We start from the raw sequence: 15,833 nt of genomic DNA, 5'->3' as shown, positions 1-15,833 counted from the left end.
CTAGGCTAACACGGGCGTTCCAATTCGAGATCGCGACAGATCGCCACGATTTTCAGATGGCAGCCGTGCTTCAGTAGGAAAAGTTCGACACCTTCGCCGGCCTCTTCGCGGGCAAGCCCGCGAAGAGGCCAGTGCAGGTTATGCAGGGCTCAGGCGCTGGCCAGCTCCCGACGGCGGCGCACCACCAGGCTGTCCACCACCCACATCACCACCATCGATACGCCCACCAACGGGAACATAAGCCCCAGCACCAGCATCACCCCCACCGCCGCCTTCCAGCGCGGCAGGTCATGGCGCAGCGGCGGCACACCCAGCCCGCCTTCAGGCCGGCGCTTCCACCACATCACCAGCCCGCTCACCGACCCCAGCAGAATCATCAGGCACACCAGCAGGATGATGATCTGGTTGAACGCCCCGAACATCTTGCCCTCATGCAGCATCACCCCCAGCTCGGTGGCGCGGGCGACCGGGCTGTAGTCCTGCCAGCGCACATCGGCCAGGACCTTGCCGGTGTACTGGTCGACATGCAGGGTGGCGTCGTTGCGAGGGTCGTCGGCGAACACGGCAATGGTGAACACACCGTCTGCCGTGGTCGGCAGGGTAATGCTGTAGCCCGGCTCGACCTGGCGGGAGGTGGCGATGTCTTCGACCTGCTGCACGCTCACCTGGGGCGCTGCGGGCATGTCCGACATCATGTGGTGCCCGGCGTGTTCGGCGTGTGCGCCGGACTGCGGCATCGGCGTGTTTTCCACCGCCCAGGGCACGGTCTGGCGGTGGGCACTATTAAGCTCACCCGCCTGCTGGTCCGACTTGGGCACGTCGTTCCACATGGCTGCCGGGAAACGGTTCCACAAATCGGCGTACTGCTTGCCCCAAAGCCCGGTCCAGGTCATGCCGCTGACCAGCATCAGCAACAGCAAGGCCGAGCCCCAGAAGCCGGTAACCGCGTGCAGGTCGCGCCAGAACAACCGGCCGCGTGCCGACAGCCGTGGCCATAGCACGCCAGCGCCATTGCGCCCGCGTGGCCACCAGAGGTACAGGCCCGACACCACCAGCACGATGCCCCAGCCTGCGGCCAGCTCCACCAGGCGGTCACCGACCGTGCCGACCATCAGCTCGCCATGCAGGGCGCGGGCAATGGCCTGCAGGTTCTGCTTGGCGTCCTGCTCGCCGAGGACCTTGCCGCTGTACGGATCGACGAACACGTTCAGTTCGCGCCCGCTGTCATGCACCACGAACTGCGCACTGCGCTCGGCGTTGATGGGCGGCAGGTACTGGCCGACGTGGCCTTTGGGGTAAGCCTGGCGCACTTCCGCCAGCATCGCATCGGCGCCCTGTCGGTGGTGGCCGGCTTCGACCACCATCAGGTCGCGGTACAGCAGCGGGTCGAGCTGCGGCTTGAACAGGTAGATGATCCCGGTGATCGCCAACAGGATCATGAACGGGGCCACGAACAGCCCCGCATAAAAGTGCCAACGCCAGGCCAGGTTATAGAAATTGGTGCGTGTTCCTCTCATGGGAACCTCCTGTTTGACCAGCAGAGGGGCGCAACCGAGGCTGCGCCCGTGGTTGTTGTCAGAAGCTGAAGTCGACCTTGGTCCAGAAGGTCCTGCCTGGCTCGTTGACCGGCTGTGGATCGGTAGCCGGGTAGCCGAACCCGGCGTTCCCGGCCAGGTTCAAGTGCTCGGCGTAGGTTTTGTCGAACAGGTTGTCGACCCCTGCGCTGAGCTTGAGGTTTTTGTTCACCTTGTAGGCGCCGTTCAGGGAGAACACGCCGAAGCCGGCGCTCTTGTCGTAGTCCTTGCCGACCACGTTGCCCTGGTTCTCGGCAATGCGGTTTTGCGCCGCCACCAGCCGCCACAGTGCACCGACGCTCCATACATCGCGGCTGTAGGTCAGCCCCAGGCGGCTTTCCAGGGGTGGCATTTGCGGTAGCGCTTTGCCATCACTGCTGTTCTTGCCCCAAGCGTAGGCCAGCGTCCCGTCGGCCTTCCAGTTTTCGGTCAGCTGGTAGGCGGCACCCAGTTCGCCGCCCATGATGCGGGCGTCGATGTTCTGTGCCTGCGAGGTGCTCATGCCCATCATGCCCGTGCGGTAGTCGAACAGGATGTAGTCGCGGATTTGCCCGACATAGCCCGAAGCCCAGGCTTCCAGGCGCTCGGTGCGGTACTGGATGCCGAAGTCGAGCTGGGTGGTCTTCTCTGGCTTGATGCCGTCAAAGGCATTTGCTGCACCGGGCGGTGCCAGCTTGGGCGAGAACAGCTCCCAGTAATCGGGGAAACGCTGGGCATGGCCGAGGCCGATATAGGTGGTGGCCGGGATGGCTGCCAGGTCGTGCTCATAGCGTATGAAACCGCTGGGCAGGGTGTCGGCGCGGCTATCACCTTCTGTGGCGCTGCCTTTACGGAAGTCTCGGGCCGAGGCGCGGTCCAGGCGGGCACCGGTGATCAGCCGGTCTTCACCGCTGACATACCAGGTCAGTTCGCTGAAGGCACCGTAGTTGTGGAAGTCGGCGTCCTTGGTCCAGGCCTGGCCCTTGTGTGCGTCTACGCCCATGCCCCCACGCTGGCGATGTTCGTTGGTTTGCGCGTCGATGCCACTGATCAGCTGCACATCGGCCCAGCGCCAGGTGGCCTTGATGCGTGCGCCCATGGTGCGACGGTCGACGTTGCTGACCATCGGCATGCCCATCATGCCGCTGCCCGATGGGGTACGCAGGCTGTAGTTGTCCATCACATGGTCGGCGTAGTTGTAGTAGACCTGCGCCTCGACCTTGTCGAGCACCTCACCAAGGTTGGACTTTTCAAAGCGCAGGCCCAGGCTTTCACGCTTGAACTGCGAGCCGTCCATGCCGCGCCCGGCATAGCGGGCCTCGCCATCGCCCTTGCCGGCCGTCAGCTCCAGCAGGGTGTCTTGGTCGGGCGTCCAGCCGAGGGCGACATCGCCGTTCCATTTTTCCCAGCGCGACGGCACGGTGTCGTTGTTGCCGTCGTGGTAGTCATCCGAGCGCGACTGGTTGCCGACGAAGCGGGCGTAGGCCTGGCTGTTGCCGGCGGCGGCATCCAGCACCTTGTCGAAGCGGCCGTTGGAGCCGGCCAGCAGGCTGGCGTTTACCCGGCTGCCGAGGGTGCCGAACTTTTCGGGGTCACGTTCGAAAAGAATGGTGCCTGCCGAACCGCCCGGGCCCCAGATCACGCTTTGCGGGCCTTTGATCACGGTCAGGCGGTCGTAGGTTTCCGGCGAAATATAGGACGTGGGCGCGTCCATGCGGTTGGGGCAGGCGCCCAGCATCAGGCCGCCATTGGTGAGGATGTTCAGGCGCGAGCCGAACATGCCGCGCAACACCGGGTCACCGTTGGTGCCGCCGGCACGGATCGCCGAGAAGCCGGGGATGGTCTTCAGGTAGTCGGCGCCGTCGCTGGCCGGCACTGGCTGGCGCGGGTCTTTCGGGTTGGTGACCACGGTCAGCGGCGAGCTCGGGGCCACGGCGGTGATTACCGTCGGGCTCAGCTCGGGGGCGTCGTGCGCATGGCCTTCATGGCCAGTTTCGGCGGCCAGGGCCACGGGCGCGAGCAGCGAGCCGCACACAGCGGCTAGGGCCCCACGCAGGGACAAGGCAAAAACAGGGGTACAGCCGGACATAATGATTCCAGTCGATCAGTCATGAGTTAGCGCGAAGCCTCCTGGCTCCGTGCGCAAAATGTGGGTTCAGACGCTGATCGAGGAGGGTGGGGCGCGGCTGCGCGCACCGGGGAATACAGCCTGCCGGGCATGGCCCTGGTGCGTTGGCGCAAGCAGGTGGGTGGTGGGGACGACGCTGCCGGCGCTGAGCGGGCTGAGGGCCTGGGGCAGGGCCGGGCAGTTGAACAACAGGCTGCAGTAACCGCATTTTTCCCACATCACGTGCAGCTGGCCATCGCCGCCGTGGCCGTGATGGGCGTCGCCGCCATGCTGATGGGCAGCCGCCATCGGCATGTCCATCGGCATGCTCATGCCGGCGTGCTGGTCCATCGGCATCGACTGGGAAATCAGCGGGCCGATGAAGATCATCCACATGGCGAACAGGCTCAGCCATCCGCCACCGGCGCGCCTGCGGTCAGGGCGGGTGGTACGGCTGATGCTGTTGCGCGGCAGGCTCATGGCGAGTGCCTGTCAGCAGGTGTCAGTGCGCGTGTTCGTGGGCTTGCGGCTGGTCCGCTGGCGCCTGCTTCTGCACGGCCACTTCGACGGTGACGTCGCCGGCCTTCTCGAAGTGCAGGGTCAACGGGAAGCGCTTGCCGTCGCTGAGCAGGCTGCGGTCCTTGGGCTGCATCAGCATCACATGGTAGGCGCTGGGGGCGAAGGTCAGGTCCTTGCCGGCAGGCACTACAACGCTGGGTACTTGCTGCATCTTCATGGCACCGCTGGCGCTCATGGCGTGCTCGTGCAGTTGCGCGTCATCGCTGATGGGGCTGTCGACACTCAACAGGCGGTCATCGGCCTGGCCATTGTTGTGAACCACGAAATACGCGGCGACATTGGGGGCGTTGGGCGGCAGCTGCAGCGACCAGGGGTGGGCGATGTGCAGGTCGCCCACGCTGTATTCGTGGGCATTGGCAAAGGCGCCGGGCAGCAGCAGGGCGGCCATGACGAGGGCGTGCTTGAGCATGGTGAATCTCCGTTCTGTTCAGGTTCAGGCAGACAGCGTGATGAACTCAGGCCAGCGGAGAGGCACGGGGGTTTAACGCAGGCCAGAGCTGGCGCGGCGTGGGTTGGTAGTCGGCGGGGGGCGGCAGCAGGCCGGCAAACAGTGTTGGCGGGTTGTGCAGCTGCGGCGGGTAGCCGGGCAGGGCCAGCAGTGGTGCAGCGCCCGAGCAGCACCAGCAATTCATCATGCTGGCGCTGTCGTCGCTTTGCGGGCCGAGGTCGATCTTGGCCAGGGCCTGGACGTCGACATTGGCCTTGTTGGCCATGCTGGAACAGAAAGCCCCCCACAGCAGCTGCTCGGCCGGGCCCTTGGGCACGGCAGAGGCCAGCGGCATGGCCAGCAGGTTGAACAGCACTGCAAGGCAGGCTATCCAGGCGATGTGCCGACGTGGGGGCATGGAGAGATCCGGTCAGGAATCGTGGTGGCTATTGTAAGGCGCAGTATAGGTAAAAATGGCGGGGTGCGGTGAAGTGACGCAGGCAGGCAGTTGAATCGGTGTCGCCGGCTTCGCGGGCACGCCCGCTCCCACAGGATTACCAACAACCTTGAGAGCTGCGGGGGTATCTGGACTGCCCCCAGGAAGTTGGACACCAATCCAATTTCTTGGGGTGTTCACATGAGCAAGTACTCAGATCAATTCAAGCTCACCGCCGTCCAGGCCTACCTGGAGGGTGGTGAAGGATTTAGAACAGTAGCTCGGCGATTTGCAGTGGACTTCAGCCTGCTGCGGCGCTGGTTCTCCGCTTTCCAGAAGCATGGTCAGTTCAGCCTGCGCAAAACCGGCCAGCGGTACAGCACGGCCTACAAGCGCTCAGTCCTTGAGTACATGCACAAGCATCAGCTTTCCTTGCGCCAGACCGCCGCCCATTTTGGTCTTGGTCAGTCCTCGCAGATAGGCATTTGGGCGCGGCAGCACTACAGTGGGAGTCTGGATTTACCTGCTCCCAAGAGAAGAAAACCCGCTGCCATGTCGAAAAAGCCTTACCCCATAAAACCTACGACGTCCGATGACACCGATAAAAGCCGCGACCAGTTGCTGGCTGAGCTTGAGTGGCTGCGTATGGAGAACGCTTACCTAAAAAAGCTGGAAGAACTGAAGAAGCAGGAGCGAAGTCAGCCCAAAAAGCCCTGATCGTGTCGGCGCTCAAGGACAGGTTTCCCTTGGCCGCCGTTCTGCAACTGGCTGACTTACCTCGCAGCACGTTCTATTACCAACTTCAGGCGCAGGCCAAACCTGACAAGCATGCTGTCCTGAAACAGCTGATTCAGCGTGTCTATCACGAGGAAAAAGGGCTCTACGGTTACCGGCGTGTGACGGCGGTGATCCGCAACGCCGGCACCTTGGTTAACAAGAAGGTCGTAGAACGCTTGATGGTCGCGCTTGATCTTCGCTCACTCGTACGGCCCAAAAAGTATCGGTCGTACAAGGGCGTCGTCGGCACTATCGCGCCTAACCTGCTGGAGCGAAACTTCCTCGCGCAGCGCCCGAATCAGAAGTGGGTGACCGATGTGACCGAGTTTAAAGTAGCTGAGAAAAAGGTCTATCTCTCTCCTGTGATGGACTTGTACAACGCCGAAATCGTGGCATACGAAGTGGCCAGCAGGCCTTGCCTCGGGCTGGTTACCAACATGCTGGACAAGGCCTTCAAGCGCCTGGGAAACAAGCCGAAGCTGGTGCTTCACTCGGATCAAGGGTGGCACTACCAGCACTCCCAGTACCGCCATAAGCTGGCAGAGCGAGGACTGAACCAGAGCATGTCACGCAAAGGAAACTGCCTGGACAATGCGGCAATGGAGAGCTTTTTTGGTACGCTTAAGTCCGAGTTTTTCTACCTGAAGCGTTTCGAGAGCGTTGAAGAACTGAAAGCCGGTCTGGACGAGTACATCCACTACTACAACCATGACCGCATCAAGCTAAAGCTCAATGGCATGAGCCCTGTGGAATACAGGGCCCATGCTGCTGAGTCTGCTAGCTGAAACTGTCCAACTTTTGGGGGGCAGTCCAATCTGTGGGAGCGGGCGTGCCCGCGGAGGGTGAAATCAATCTCAAGCCTTGTTTCGGCCCATCAGCCCGCGTACGGTCTCTTGCAGGTCCGCCGGCAGCACCACCACCTTGGCGTTGTTGCTGCTCGCCAGGTTCTCCATGGCCCCGACATAACGCTCACCCAGCAAATACATCGCCGGCACGGTCTCGTTGCCCACCGCTTCCTTGACCAGCGAAATCGCCCGCGCCGAAGCCTCGGCCAGGCTGATCTGTGCTTCGGCATCCAGCCTGGCCGCCTGCAGGCGTGCTTCCGCTTCCAGGATCGCGGCCTGCTTGGCACCTTCGGCGCGGGTTACATCGGCCTTGCGCTCACGCTCGGCCGCCGCCTGGCGCTCCATGGCCAGTTGCATGTTTTCCGAAGGCTTGATGTCCTGGATTTCCACCGAGCGCACGGTCACGCCCCAGTCTTCGGTCTGCTCCGACATCGCCTCGCGCAGGCGTGCCTTGATCTGCTCGCGGCTGGACAGCGCTTCGTCCAGGTCCATGGCACCGACGATGGCGCGCAGCGAAGTCATGGTCAGGCTGGTGACGGCGAACGAGAAGTTCTGCACGCCATAGGAGGCTTTCTGCGGGTCGACCACCTTGGCGAAGCACAGGGCGTTGGCGACGATCACGGCGTTGTCTCTGGTGATGATTTCCTGCTGCTGCACATCGAGGATGATGTCCTTGGTCGGCAGGCGATAGGCGACCACATCCATGTACGGGATGAGGATGTTCAGGCCGGGCTTGAGGGTGCTGTGGTAGCGGCCAAGGCGCTCGACGATCCATTCCTCGCCCTGGGGCACGATACGTACCCCCTTGAACACGGTGATCAGGACGAACAGGGCGATGGCGGCGACAACGATGAGGCTGGTCATGATGCGAAATTCCTTTTAGTGCGGATTCAGGCCCGGATGACACGGGCTGTGTTGCCCTCAATGGCGGTAAGGCGCACCCGTTCGCCAACCGGGATCTCGCTGTCGGCGATGCAGGTCCATTCTTCGCTGCCAAGAATCGGCTTCTGGAAACGCACACGGCCTTTCTGGAACTCCGAAACGCCAGCGGTCAGCAAGCCCACTTCGCCGATCACGCTGTCGGCGGTCCAGCGCACATCCGGCTGCTTGCGCCGGAACACTTTGAACCACAGCGCGGTGGTGACAGACGACAGCAGTACCCACAGCAGCACCTGCATGTCCAGTTGCAGGCTGGGTGCGGCGAGCGAGATGAGCGAGACCAGCACGGCACCGATGCCGAACCAGAGGATGAAGAACGTCGGCAGGACCAGTTCAAGCAGGATCAGCGCGACACCGAAGACCAGCCAGATCCACCATTGCATTTCCATATGGGTGAAACCTTCCGGGGGAGGGGCGTCGAGTTTAAGGCAGCAGAGCGGCAACGGGCCACTGGGTTAGTTGGAAGAAAAGTCTGAAATCGTTGTAGGAGCGCCTTTGTGTCGCGAAAGGGCAGCGCCTAGAGGGCGAGCGCTGTTGCCAGGTCCGCCAGTGAGTCGAATGTTCGGTCCACCTCCGGCAGTGTCGGACGTTTCAGGACAAGCACCGGCACGCCAAGCTCCCGCGCTACCTCCAGCTTCGGCTCGGTCGCCACACTGCCGCTGTTCTTGCTGATCAGCACATCGATGTGGCAGCGCTGGAACAACGCCCGCTCATCTTCGATATGGAACGGCCCACGCGCGCCAATCACTTCGCAGCGCTCGTTACCAGGGCACGCTTCCAGCGCACGCAGCGTCCAGAACTGCTCCGGCGGAATCTCGTCCAGGTGCTGCAGTGGCTCACGCCCCAGCGTAAACAGCGGCCTGCGGAACGGTTTGAGCGCGTCCATCAGCCCCGCCCAGTCCTCGACTTCGCGCCAGTCATCCCCCTCTTGCGCCTGCCAGGCCGGGCGGCGCAAGGCCCAGCACGGGATGCCAGCGTTGCGTGCGGCGCTGGCGGCATTGCGGCTGATCTGCGCGGCATAGGGATGGGTGGCATCGATCAGCAGTGTGATACCCGCCTCGCGCAGGTAGCTGGCCAAGCCCTCGGCACCGCCAAAACCCCCGACCCGCACCTGGCATTGCAGGTCCTGCGGCACGCGGCCGATACCGGCCAGGCTATAAACATGCTGTGGGCCGAGGCGGCGGGCGATGGCCAGGGCTTCAGTGACACCGCCCAGCAGCAGGATGCGCGTGGTCATTGCACACCTGCCTGGCCAACGATGCCGCCTTGGCGGTCGATGGCGAACACTTCCACTTGCACCTGCGCCGGCACGACGCTGCGGGCGAAGGCCAGGGCGTGGGCACACACCGCGTCACCGAGGCCAATGCCGGCCGCATGAGCCAGGGCGAGCGCTTGCTGGCTGGTGTTGGCGCCGATGATGGCCGCCTGCAGCGTCTCGTCAGCGCCAATGTCTGCCGCCCAGCCGGCCAGTTGCGGCAAATCGATGCTGGAATGGCGGCTGTGCAGGTCCATGTGCCCGGCGGCCAGTTTGCTGATCTTGCCGAAGCCACCACACAGGGTCAGGCGTGGCACCGGCACCTTGCGCAGGTGCTTGAGCACTGCGCCGACGAAATCGCCCATTTCGATCAGGGCGATTTCCGGCAGGCCGTAGACCCGTCGCATGGTGTCTTCACTGGCGTTGCCGGTGCAGGCGGCGATGTGCGTGTAGCCGTTGGTGTGGGCCACGTCGATGCCCTGATGGATCGAAGCGATGTAGGCCGCACAGGAGAACGGCCGCACGATGCCGCTGGTGCCGAGGATCGACAGCCCGCCGAGGATGCCCAGGCGCGGGTTCATGGTCTTGAGGGCGAGTTGGTCGCCGCCCTGCACATTGACCGTGACCTCGAAACCACCGAGGTAGCCGCACTCGTCGGCCAAGCGTTGCAGGTGTTCAGTGATCATGCGCCGTGGCACCGGGTTGATGGCCGGCTCACCCACCGCCAGCACCAGCCCCGGGCGGGTCACGGTGCCAACGCCGGCCCCGGCGACAAAGCGGATACCCGGTTCGCCCAGCAGGCGTACCTGGCTGTAGAGCAGGGCGCCGTGGGTCACGTCCGGGTCGTCGCCAGCATCCTTGAGGGTTCCGGCTTCGGCACGCTCGCCAATCAGGCGGCAGAATTCCAGGCGCATCTGCACCACCTTGCCCTTGGGCAGGGTAATGCTGACGGCGTCGCTGCTTTCGCCGTTCAGCAGCAAGCGAGCGGCTGCCAGGCTGGTGGCGGTGGCGCAGCTGCCGGTGGTCAGGCCGCTGCGCAGGGGCGCGGGCTGTTCACGGGTTTCTTCACGCATCGACGGGTTTCACCACTTCCAGCAGGGTGATCGGCAGCGCCTGGCGCCAGGTGTCGAACGCGCCCAGGGGCTGGGCATGGGCGACATGGATGCGGGTCAGCTCACCACCGTGCTGCTCGCGGAAATGCGCCAGGGCCAGTTCGCTTTGCAAGGTCACTGCATTGGCCACCAGCCGGCCGCCTGGGCGCAGGTTGGCCCAGCACAGGTCCAGCACGCCTTCGCGGGTGACGCCGCCGCCGATGAAGATTGCATCGGGCTGCGCCAGGCCTTGCAGTGCCGCAGGCGCCTTGCCGCAGACCAGTTGCAGGCCGGGTACACCCAGCGCGTCACGGTTGTGTTCGATGAAGCCTTGTCGGCCTTCGTCGGCCTCGATGGCCAAGGCGCGGCAGGCCGGGTGGGCGCGCATCCATTCGATGCCGATCGAGCCGCAGCCCGCGCCCACGTCCCACAGCAGTTCGCCGGGCTGAGGCGCCAGGCGCGCCAGGGTGATGGCGCGCACGTCACGCTTGGTCAGTTGGCCGTCGTGCCGGAAGGCGCTGTCGGGCAGCCCGGCCAGCCGGTGCAGGCGTGGCGCATCGGGTGCGGCCAGGCACTCGATGGCCACCAGGTTGAGCGTGGCGATATCGGCGTGCGGCCAGTCCTGGGCGGTACCGGCCAACTCGCGTTCTTCCTGGCCACCCAGGTGCTCGAAAACCCGCAGGCGGCTTGGCCCGAAGCCACATTCGCGCAGCAGTGCGGCAATTGCCGCCGGGCTGTCGCCATCGTTGCTCAGCACCAGCAGGCGCATGCCGCTGTGCAGGTGGGCATTCAGCGCCGCCAGTGGCCGCGCCACCAGCGACACAACCTGCACCTCCTGCAACGGCCAGCCCAGGCGGGCAGCGGCCAGGGCGCAGGAGGAGGGCATCGACAGCACGCGCATTTCATCGGCGGGCACCTGCCGCGCCAGGCTGGCGCCGACGCCGAAGAACATCGGATCGCCGCTGGCCAGCACGCACACCGGTTCGCCGCGCAAGGCTAGCACCGGGGCCAGCGAGAACGGGCTTGGCCAGCCCAGCCGCTCGCCGGGCACGCAGCGCGGCAGCAAGGCCAGCTGGCGCGGGCTGCCGAAGACCCGCGCAGCGCCCAGCAGCGCGCGCCGGGCCTGTTTGCCCAGGCCACTGAAGCCGTCTTCGCCAATGCCTACTACTGTCAGCCAGGGTGCCATGTATTTCATTCCGCCATTTTTTGGGGCCGCTTCGCGCCCCTTCGCGGGCACGCCCGCTCCCACAGGTACAGCGCAGCCATTGAGGGTAGCGATGATCCTGTGGGAGCGGGCGTGCCCGCGAAGAGGGCGAAACAGCCCTGGATTTCTCCTCAATCGCTGAGGATGCTCGACCACCGGCTTTTCATGCCGCCGGACAAAGCAGGCATAATACCGCGCCTTCTACACTCAAGCGCATTTTCACAGATTGCCGGACGCCCCTTTGACGCAGGCCCATGCCCCCAACGTTTCGCCCCGCCCCTCGGCCTGCCCGGGGTTGTGGCGCATTGTCAGTGCCCGTGATGGCGGCATTTGCCGCATCAAGCTGCCGGGCGGCCTGCTGCTGGCCGAACAGGCCGAAGCGGTGGCGACGGCGGCCGAGCGCTTCGCCGGCGGCGTGATCGAGGCCACCAACCGTGGCAATTTGCAGATTCGCGGCATTGGCAACGAGCATCGCGCCCTGGTCGAGACCCTGCTCGCCGCTGGCCTGGGCCCGCGCGACGCGGCCGGTGACGATGTGCGCAACCTGATGCTCAGCCCGCTGGCCGGGCATGACCCGGCGATGCTGCTGGACGCACGGCCTTTGGCGGGGCAGATCCTCGACCTGTTGGAAGGGACCCCGCGCTTTCACCAGTTGTCGGCCAAGTTTGCCGTGCAGCTGGATGCCGGCGAGCGCCTGACCATGCTCGAACACCCCCACGACCTGTGGCTATCGGCCCTGCGTCTGGAGCAGCAGACCTGGCTGGCGTTTGGCCTGGCGGGCTGCCCGGCGGACGGCCAGGTGCTCGGCGCCGTGCCACTGGCGCAGGGCCTGGCGCTGGTGCGTGCGGTGCTGGAGCGCTTCCTCGACCTGGCAACCCCGATGCAATCGCGCATGCGCCAGCTGCTCGAGGTGTGCCCGGCAAGCGATTTCGTCGATGGGCTCGGCCTGGGCATCCGCCGCGATGCCGCCGTGCTCGCCTGGCGCCGTGAACATCACCGCGCCTCCTGGCTGGGCACGCTGCCGCAGGCAGATGGCGTTGCCCTTGGCATCGCCCCGCCGCAAGGCCGCCTGACCCCGGCCATGCTGCGCGGCGCCGCGCAGGTTGCCCGTGAGCGGGGCGATGGCAGCTTGCATCTCAGCCCATGGCAAAGCCTGGTGCTGACCAACCTGCAAGCCGACTTCATCGACCAGGCCCAGGCTGAACTCTCGGCCCTGGGCCTGCTGTGCCACGACCACGAGCCGCTGGCGCGTATCAGCGCCTGCACGGGTGCCAGCGGCTGCGCCAAGGCCCTTGGCGAAACCAAGGCCGACGCCGTTGCCCTTGCCGCGCTGCTGGGCCCTGGCGTGCCTGCCAGCGTGCACTTGTCCGGCTGCCCCCGTTCCTGCGCCGTGGCCCATGTTGCCCCGGCCACCCTGCTGGCCCGCTCGCCGGGCCGATATGACCTCTATCTGCGTGACGCGCGCCAGCCGGGCTTCGGCGCCCTGCGCGCCACCGACCTTACCTTGAATGAAGCAGGCGCCATGCTCGACCTGCCGACGGAGCACCTTGATGATTGACTACATCCGCGATGGTCAGGAGATCTATCGCAATTCCTTCCGGATCATCCGTGAGGAAGCCCGACTCGAGCGGATCCCCGCAGACCTCGAAAAGCTCGCCGTACGCGTTATCCACGCCTGTGGCATGGTCGATGCCATCGATGGCCTGCAGTTCTCCGAAGGCGCCGGCCGGGCCGGGCGCGAGGCGCTGCTTAACGGCGCGCCAATCCTGTGCGATGCGCACATGGTCGCCGAAGGCATCACCCGGGCCCGCCTGCCAGCCGACAACAAAGTCATCTGCACCCTGCGCGACCCAAGCGTACCGGGCCTTGCCAAGGACGCCGGCAACACCCGTTCTGCCGTAGCCCTTGAACTGTGGCGCCCGTACCTGGAAGGCAGTGTGGTGGTGATCGGCAATGCGCCCACCGCCCTGTTCTACCTGCTGGAGATGATTGACGCCGGTGCACCCAAGCCGGCGCTGATCCTCGGCTTCCCGGTCGGTTTCGTCGGTGCTGCCGAGTCCAAGGCGATGCTCGCCGCCGACAGCCGTGGTGTGCCATTCGTGATCATGCAAGGCCGCCTGGGCGGTAGCGCGATGGCCGCCGCCGCGGTCAACGCCCTGGCCACGGAGGTGGAGTGATGGCGCCGCGTGGACGTCTGCTTGGCCTGGGCGTGGGCCCGGGCGACCCTGAACTGATCACCCTCAAGGCCCTGCGCCTGCTGCGCGAAGCGCCAGTGGTCGGCTACTTCGTGGCCAAGGGCAAGCGTGGCAATGCCTTCGGCATCATCGAGGCACACTTGCAAGCGCAGCAGACGCTGTTGCCGCTGGTGTACCCGGTCACCACCGAAGCCCTGCCGGCGCCGCTGTCCTACGAGCAGGTGATCAGCGACTTCTACGACGAAGCCAGCGTGCAGGTGGCCGAGCATCTGGATGCCGGTCGCGACGTGGCGGTGATCTGCGAAGGTGACCCGTTCTTCTACGGGTCCTACATGTACCTGCACGACCGCCTGGCCCAGCGCTATGAGGCTGAAGTGATCCCTGGCGTGTGCTCGATGCTCGGTGGCGCCTCGGTGCTGGGTGCGCCGCTGGTGTACCGCAACCAGAGCCTCTCGGTCTTGTCTGGCGTGTTGCCCGCCGAGGAGCTCAAGCGCCGCCTGGCCGACGCCGATGCAGCAGTGATCATGAAGCTTGGGCGCAACTTCCCGAAAGTACGCGAAGTACTGACCGAACTGGGCCTGGACGGGCGCGCGCTGTATGTGGAGCGGGCCACCATGGCCAACCAGAAGATCGTGCCGCTCGATCAGGTTGATCCACAGTCGTCGCCGTACTTCTCGCTGATCATCGTGCCGGGGGAAAAATGGCAGGGCTGAACATCCACAAGGCGCCGGCGATCATCATTCTTGGCCCGGGCAGCCTGGCGACGGCGCAGCGTATCCAGCACTGTTATCCACAGGCCACGATCCATGGCCTGGAGGGGCGTGTCGAGGGTGCAGACCAATCGTACAGCACGTTCGGCGACACCCTGCGCGGGTTGTATCAGCAGGATACGCCGATCATCGCCCTGTGCGCTGCGGGAATTGTCATCCGTAGCCTGGCCAGCCTGCTCAGCGAGAAGGGCAGCGAGCCGCCGGTTCTGGCCGTGGCCGAAGATGGCAGTGCGGTGGTGCCGCTGCTCGGTGGCCTGGGTGGCGTGAACGTGATGGCACGCGAAATCGCAGAGGTCCTGGGCGTTGCTGCTGCGATTACCACCAGTGGCGAGCTGCGTTTCGGCACTTGCCTGCTGAACCCGCCGCAGGGTTATGCACTGGCGGATATCGAGCAAGGCAAGCGCTTTGTCTCTGATTTGCTGGCTGGCGAGGCGGTGCGTGTCGAAGGCGATGCACCTTGGCTGGAGCAGGCGCAGCTCCCCGCCAGCGAGAGCGCCCGGCGCACCATCCATGTCGGCCATCAGGCACGCCCGAGCAGCCGTGATGAGCTGCTGATCCACCCGCGTTCGGTGGTGGTGGGCGTCGATACCGCTGACCTGCAAAGCATCCGCGCCGCGCTGCAGGCGGCGGGTATCGCCGAACAATCGCTGGCTTGCCTGCTGGCTGGCGAGCACGCCATGGCTGATGCAGCCTTGCACGAGGCCGCGCAGGCCCTTGGCGTGGCGCTGCGTTTTGCGGCCAAGCCTGGCGACCTGCGAGGCATGCTGGCCCAGGCGCTGCCCGGCGCCGAGCTGATCGAGCAGGCGGATACCGTCATCGCCGTGGCCCCGGCGCCGGTGGATGCCGCGCAGGTCGGCCGCCGTCGTGGCCGGCTGGCGGTGATCGGCCTCGGCCCCGGCGCTGCCGAGCTAATGGTGCCGGCGGTCAAGGCAGAACTTGCACGCGCCGAGGACATCCTCGGCTACGAAACCTACGTGCGCATGGCCGGGCCGTTCCGTGACGACCAGGTGCTGCACTGCACCGACAACCGTGAAGAGATGCAGCGCGCCCGGCATGCCTTCGAGCTGGCGGCACAAGGCCGTTCGGTGGTGGTGGTCTCGTCGGGCGACCCAGGCGTGTTCGCCATGGCCGCTGCAGTGCTCGAAGCGCTGCACGAATCCAGCGACCCCGCCTGGCATCGCGTCGACCTCGAGATCTTGCCAGGGGTGTCGGCCTCGCTCGCTACCGCTGCGCAGGCGGGGGCACCGCTGGGGCATGACTTCTGTGTGATGTCGCTGTCGGACAACCTCAAACCCTGGTCGATCATTGAAAAGCGCCTGGACCTGGCGGCCCAGGCTGACCTGGTGCTGGCCTTCTACAACCCGATTTCCAAGTCCAGGCCGCACCAGCTCGGGGTGGCCCTGGAAGTTGTGCGTCGCCACCGCGAGGGGAACACGCCTGTAGTCCTTGGGCGCGACATCGGTAGGCCGGGGCAGACGCTTAAGGTAGTCACCTTGGCCGAGCTGCTGCCGGAAATGGTCGATATGCGCACCATGGTTCTGGTCGGCTCCTCTACAACCTGTGTATTCCCTCGTCTGTCGGGCGGGGTGTGGGCCTACACGCCGCGTTGGTACCCCACTGCCAACTAGTTGCGTCGGAAACTCTTCAGCGCGCTT

The 15,833-nt window shown here is 65.1% G+C and carries 15 protein-coding genes; 5 read left to right on the top strand and 10 right to left on the bottom strand.

Annotated elements, in window-relative coordinates:
• Nucleotides 1–149: 149 nt before the first annotated feature.
• From MRBLPB4O_RS24875 to MRBLPB4O_RS24855, 5 genes are all read right to left on the bottom strand, one after another.
• Nucleotides 150–1,517, bottom strand: a complete 1,368-nt coding sequence (locus tag MRBLPB4O_RS24875; protein WP_341796888.1) for a PepSY domain-containing protein — start codon at nt 1,515–1,517, stop codon at nt 150–152.
• A gap of 58 nt (nt 1,518–1,575) precedes the next feature.
• Entirely contained in the window at nt 1,576–3,642 is a 2,067-nt protein-coding gene (locus MRBLPB4O_RS24870; RefSeq protein ID WP_341796887.1) for a TonB-dependent copper receptor, read from the bottom strand.
• Nucleotides 3,643–3,708: 66 nt separating this feature from the next.
• Nucleotides 3,709–4,140, bottom strand: a complete 432-nt coding sequence (locus MRBLPB4O_RS24865) for a DUF2946 domain-containing protein (protein WP_341796886.1) — start codon at nt 4,138–4,140, stop codon at nt 3,709–3,711.
• A 22-nt stretch (nt 4,141–4,162) separates the two neighbouring features.
• Nucleotides 4,163–4,648 carry a copper chaperone PCu(A)C gene (locus tag MRBLPB4O_RS24860; RefSeq protein WP_063422750.1) on the bottom strand — a complete coding sequence of 162 codons (486 nt, stop codon included), beginning with the start codon at nt 4,646–4,648 and terminating at the stop codon, nt 4,163–4,165.
• A 46-nt stretch (nt 4,649–4,694) separates the two neighbouring features.
• Complete coding sequence (locus MRBLPB4O_RS24855) at nt 4,695–5,084, bottom strand: DUF2946 domain-containing protein (protein ID WP_341796885.1); 390 nt, start codon at nt 5,082–5,084, stop codon at nt 4,695–4,697.
• 219 nt (nt 5,085–5,303) lie between these two features.
• Here MRBLPB4O_RS24855 and MRBLPB4O_RS24850 point away from each other — a divergent pair.
• A protein-coding gene (locus tag MRBLPB4O_RS24850; protein ID WP_341796297.1) for an IS3 family transposase occupies nt 5,304–6,664 on the top strand; the annotation gives its coding sequence in 2 pieces (ribosomal slippage) (nt 5,304–5,772 and nt 5,772–6,664; 1,362 coding nt in all).
• 69 nt (nt 6,665–6,733) lie between these two features.
• Here the strand turns inward: MRBLPB4O_RS24850 and MRBLPB4O_RS24845 are convergent.
• The 5 genes from MRBLPB4O_RS24845 to cbiE all read right to left on the bottom strand — a co-directional run bounded on the left by MRBLPB4O_RS24845 (nt 6,734) and on the right by cbiE (nt 11,195).
• Nucleotides 6,734–7,588, bottom strand: a complete 855-nt coding sequence (locus MRBLPB4O_RS24845; RefSeq protein ID WP_016501834.1) for an SPFH domain-containing protein — start codon at nt 7,586–7,588, stop codon at nt 6,734–6,736.
• Between the two features lie 26 nt (nt 7,589–7,614).
• Entirely contained in the window at nt 7,615–8,052 is a 438-nt protein-coding gene (locus tag MRBLPB4O_RS24840) for an NfeD family protein (RefSeq protein WP_341796884.1), read from the bottom strand.
• A gap of 128 nt (nt 8,053–8,180) precedes the next feature.
• Entirely contained in the window at nt 8,181–8,900 is a 720-nt protein-coding gene (locus tag MRBLPB4O_RS24835) for a cobalt-precorrin-6A reductase (protein ID WP_341796883.1), read from the bottom strand.
• Nucleotides 8,897–9,991, bottom strand: a complete 1,095-nt coding sequence (locus MRBLPB4O_RS24830; RefSeq protein ID WP_341796882.1) for a cobalt-precorrin-5B (C(1))-methyltransferase — start codon at nt 9,989–9,991, stop codon at nt 8,897–8,899. The genes MRBLPB4O_RS24835 and MRBLPB4O_RS24830 overlap by 4 nt, the downstream gene beginning before the upstream one ends.
• Complete coding sequence (gene cbiE, locus MRBLPB4O_RS24825; RefSeq protein WP_341796881.1) at nt 9,984–11,195, bottom strand: precorrin-6y C5,15-methyltransferase (decarboxylating) subunit CbiE; 1,212 nt, start codon at nt 11,193–11,195, stop codon at nt 9,984–9,986. Before cbiE ends, MRBLPB4O_RS24830 begins: the two co-directional genes overlap by 8 nt.
• A 244-nt stretch (nt 11,196–11,439) precedes the next feature.
• Here cbiE and cobG point away from each other — a divergent pair, with 244 nt between their 5' ends.
• Genes cobG through cobJ form a run of 4 tightly spaced genes read left to right on the top strand, consistent with a single transcriptional unit; the run spans nt 11,440 to nt 15,806 of the window.
• The gene (cobG, locus tag MRBLPB4O_RS24820) at nt 11,440–12,771 is read left to right on the top strand and encodes a precorrin-3B synthase (RefSeq protein WP_341796880.1); all 1,332 of its coding nucleotides are present in this window, start codon (nt 11,440–11,442) and stop codon (nt 12,769–12,771) included.
• Entirely contained in the window at nt 12,764–13,390 is a 627-nt protein-coding gene (locus MRBLPB4O_RS24815) for a precorrin-8X methylmutase (RefSeq protein ID WP_016489386.1), read from the top strand. The genes cobG and MRBLPB4O_RS24815 overlap by 8 nt, the downstream gene beginning before the upstream one ends.
• Nucleotides 13,390–14,121 (top strand): precorrin-2 C(20)-methyltransferase, encoded by a 732-nt coding sequence (locus tag MRBLPB4O_RS24810; protein ID WP_016501827.1) that lies wholly within the window; start codon nt 13,390–13,392, stop codon nt 14,119–14,121. The genes MRBLPB4O_RS24815 and MRBLPB4O_RS24810 overlap by 1 nt, the downstream gene beginning before the upstream one ends.
• Nucleotides 14,109–15,806 (top strand): precorrin-3B C(17)-methyltransferase, encoded by a 1,698-nt coding sequence (gene cobJ / locus MRBLPB4O_RS24805; protein ID WP_341796879.1) that lies wholly within the window; start codon nt 14,109–14,111, stop codon nt 15,804–15,806. Before MRBLPB4O_RS24810 ends, cobJ begins: the two co-directional genes overlap by 13 nt.
• Nucleotides 15,807–15,833 lie beyond the last annotated feature (27 nt).

Origin of the sequence: Pseudomonas sp. LPB4.O, assembly GCF_038383825.1 — a bacterium.
Lineage (GTDB): Bacteria > Pseudomonadota > Gammaproteobacteria > Pseudomonadales > Pseudomonadaceae > Aquipseudomonas > Aquipseudomonas putida.
The sequence above is the reverse complement of the archived record's forward strand: the minus strand, read 5'-3'. Positions and strand labels throughout refer to the sequence as shown.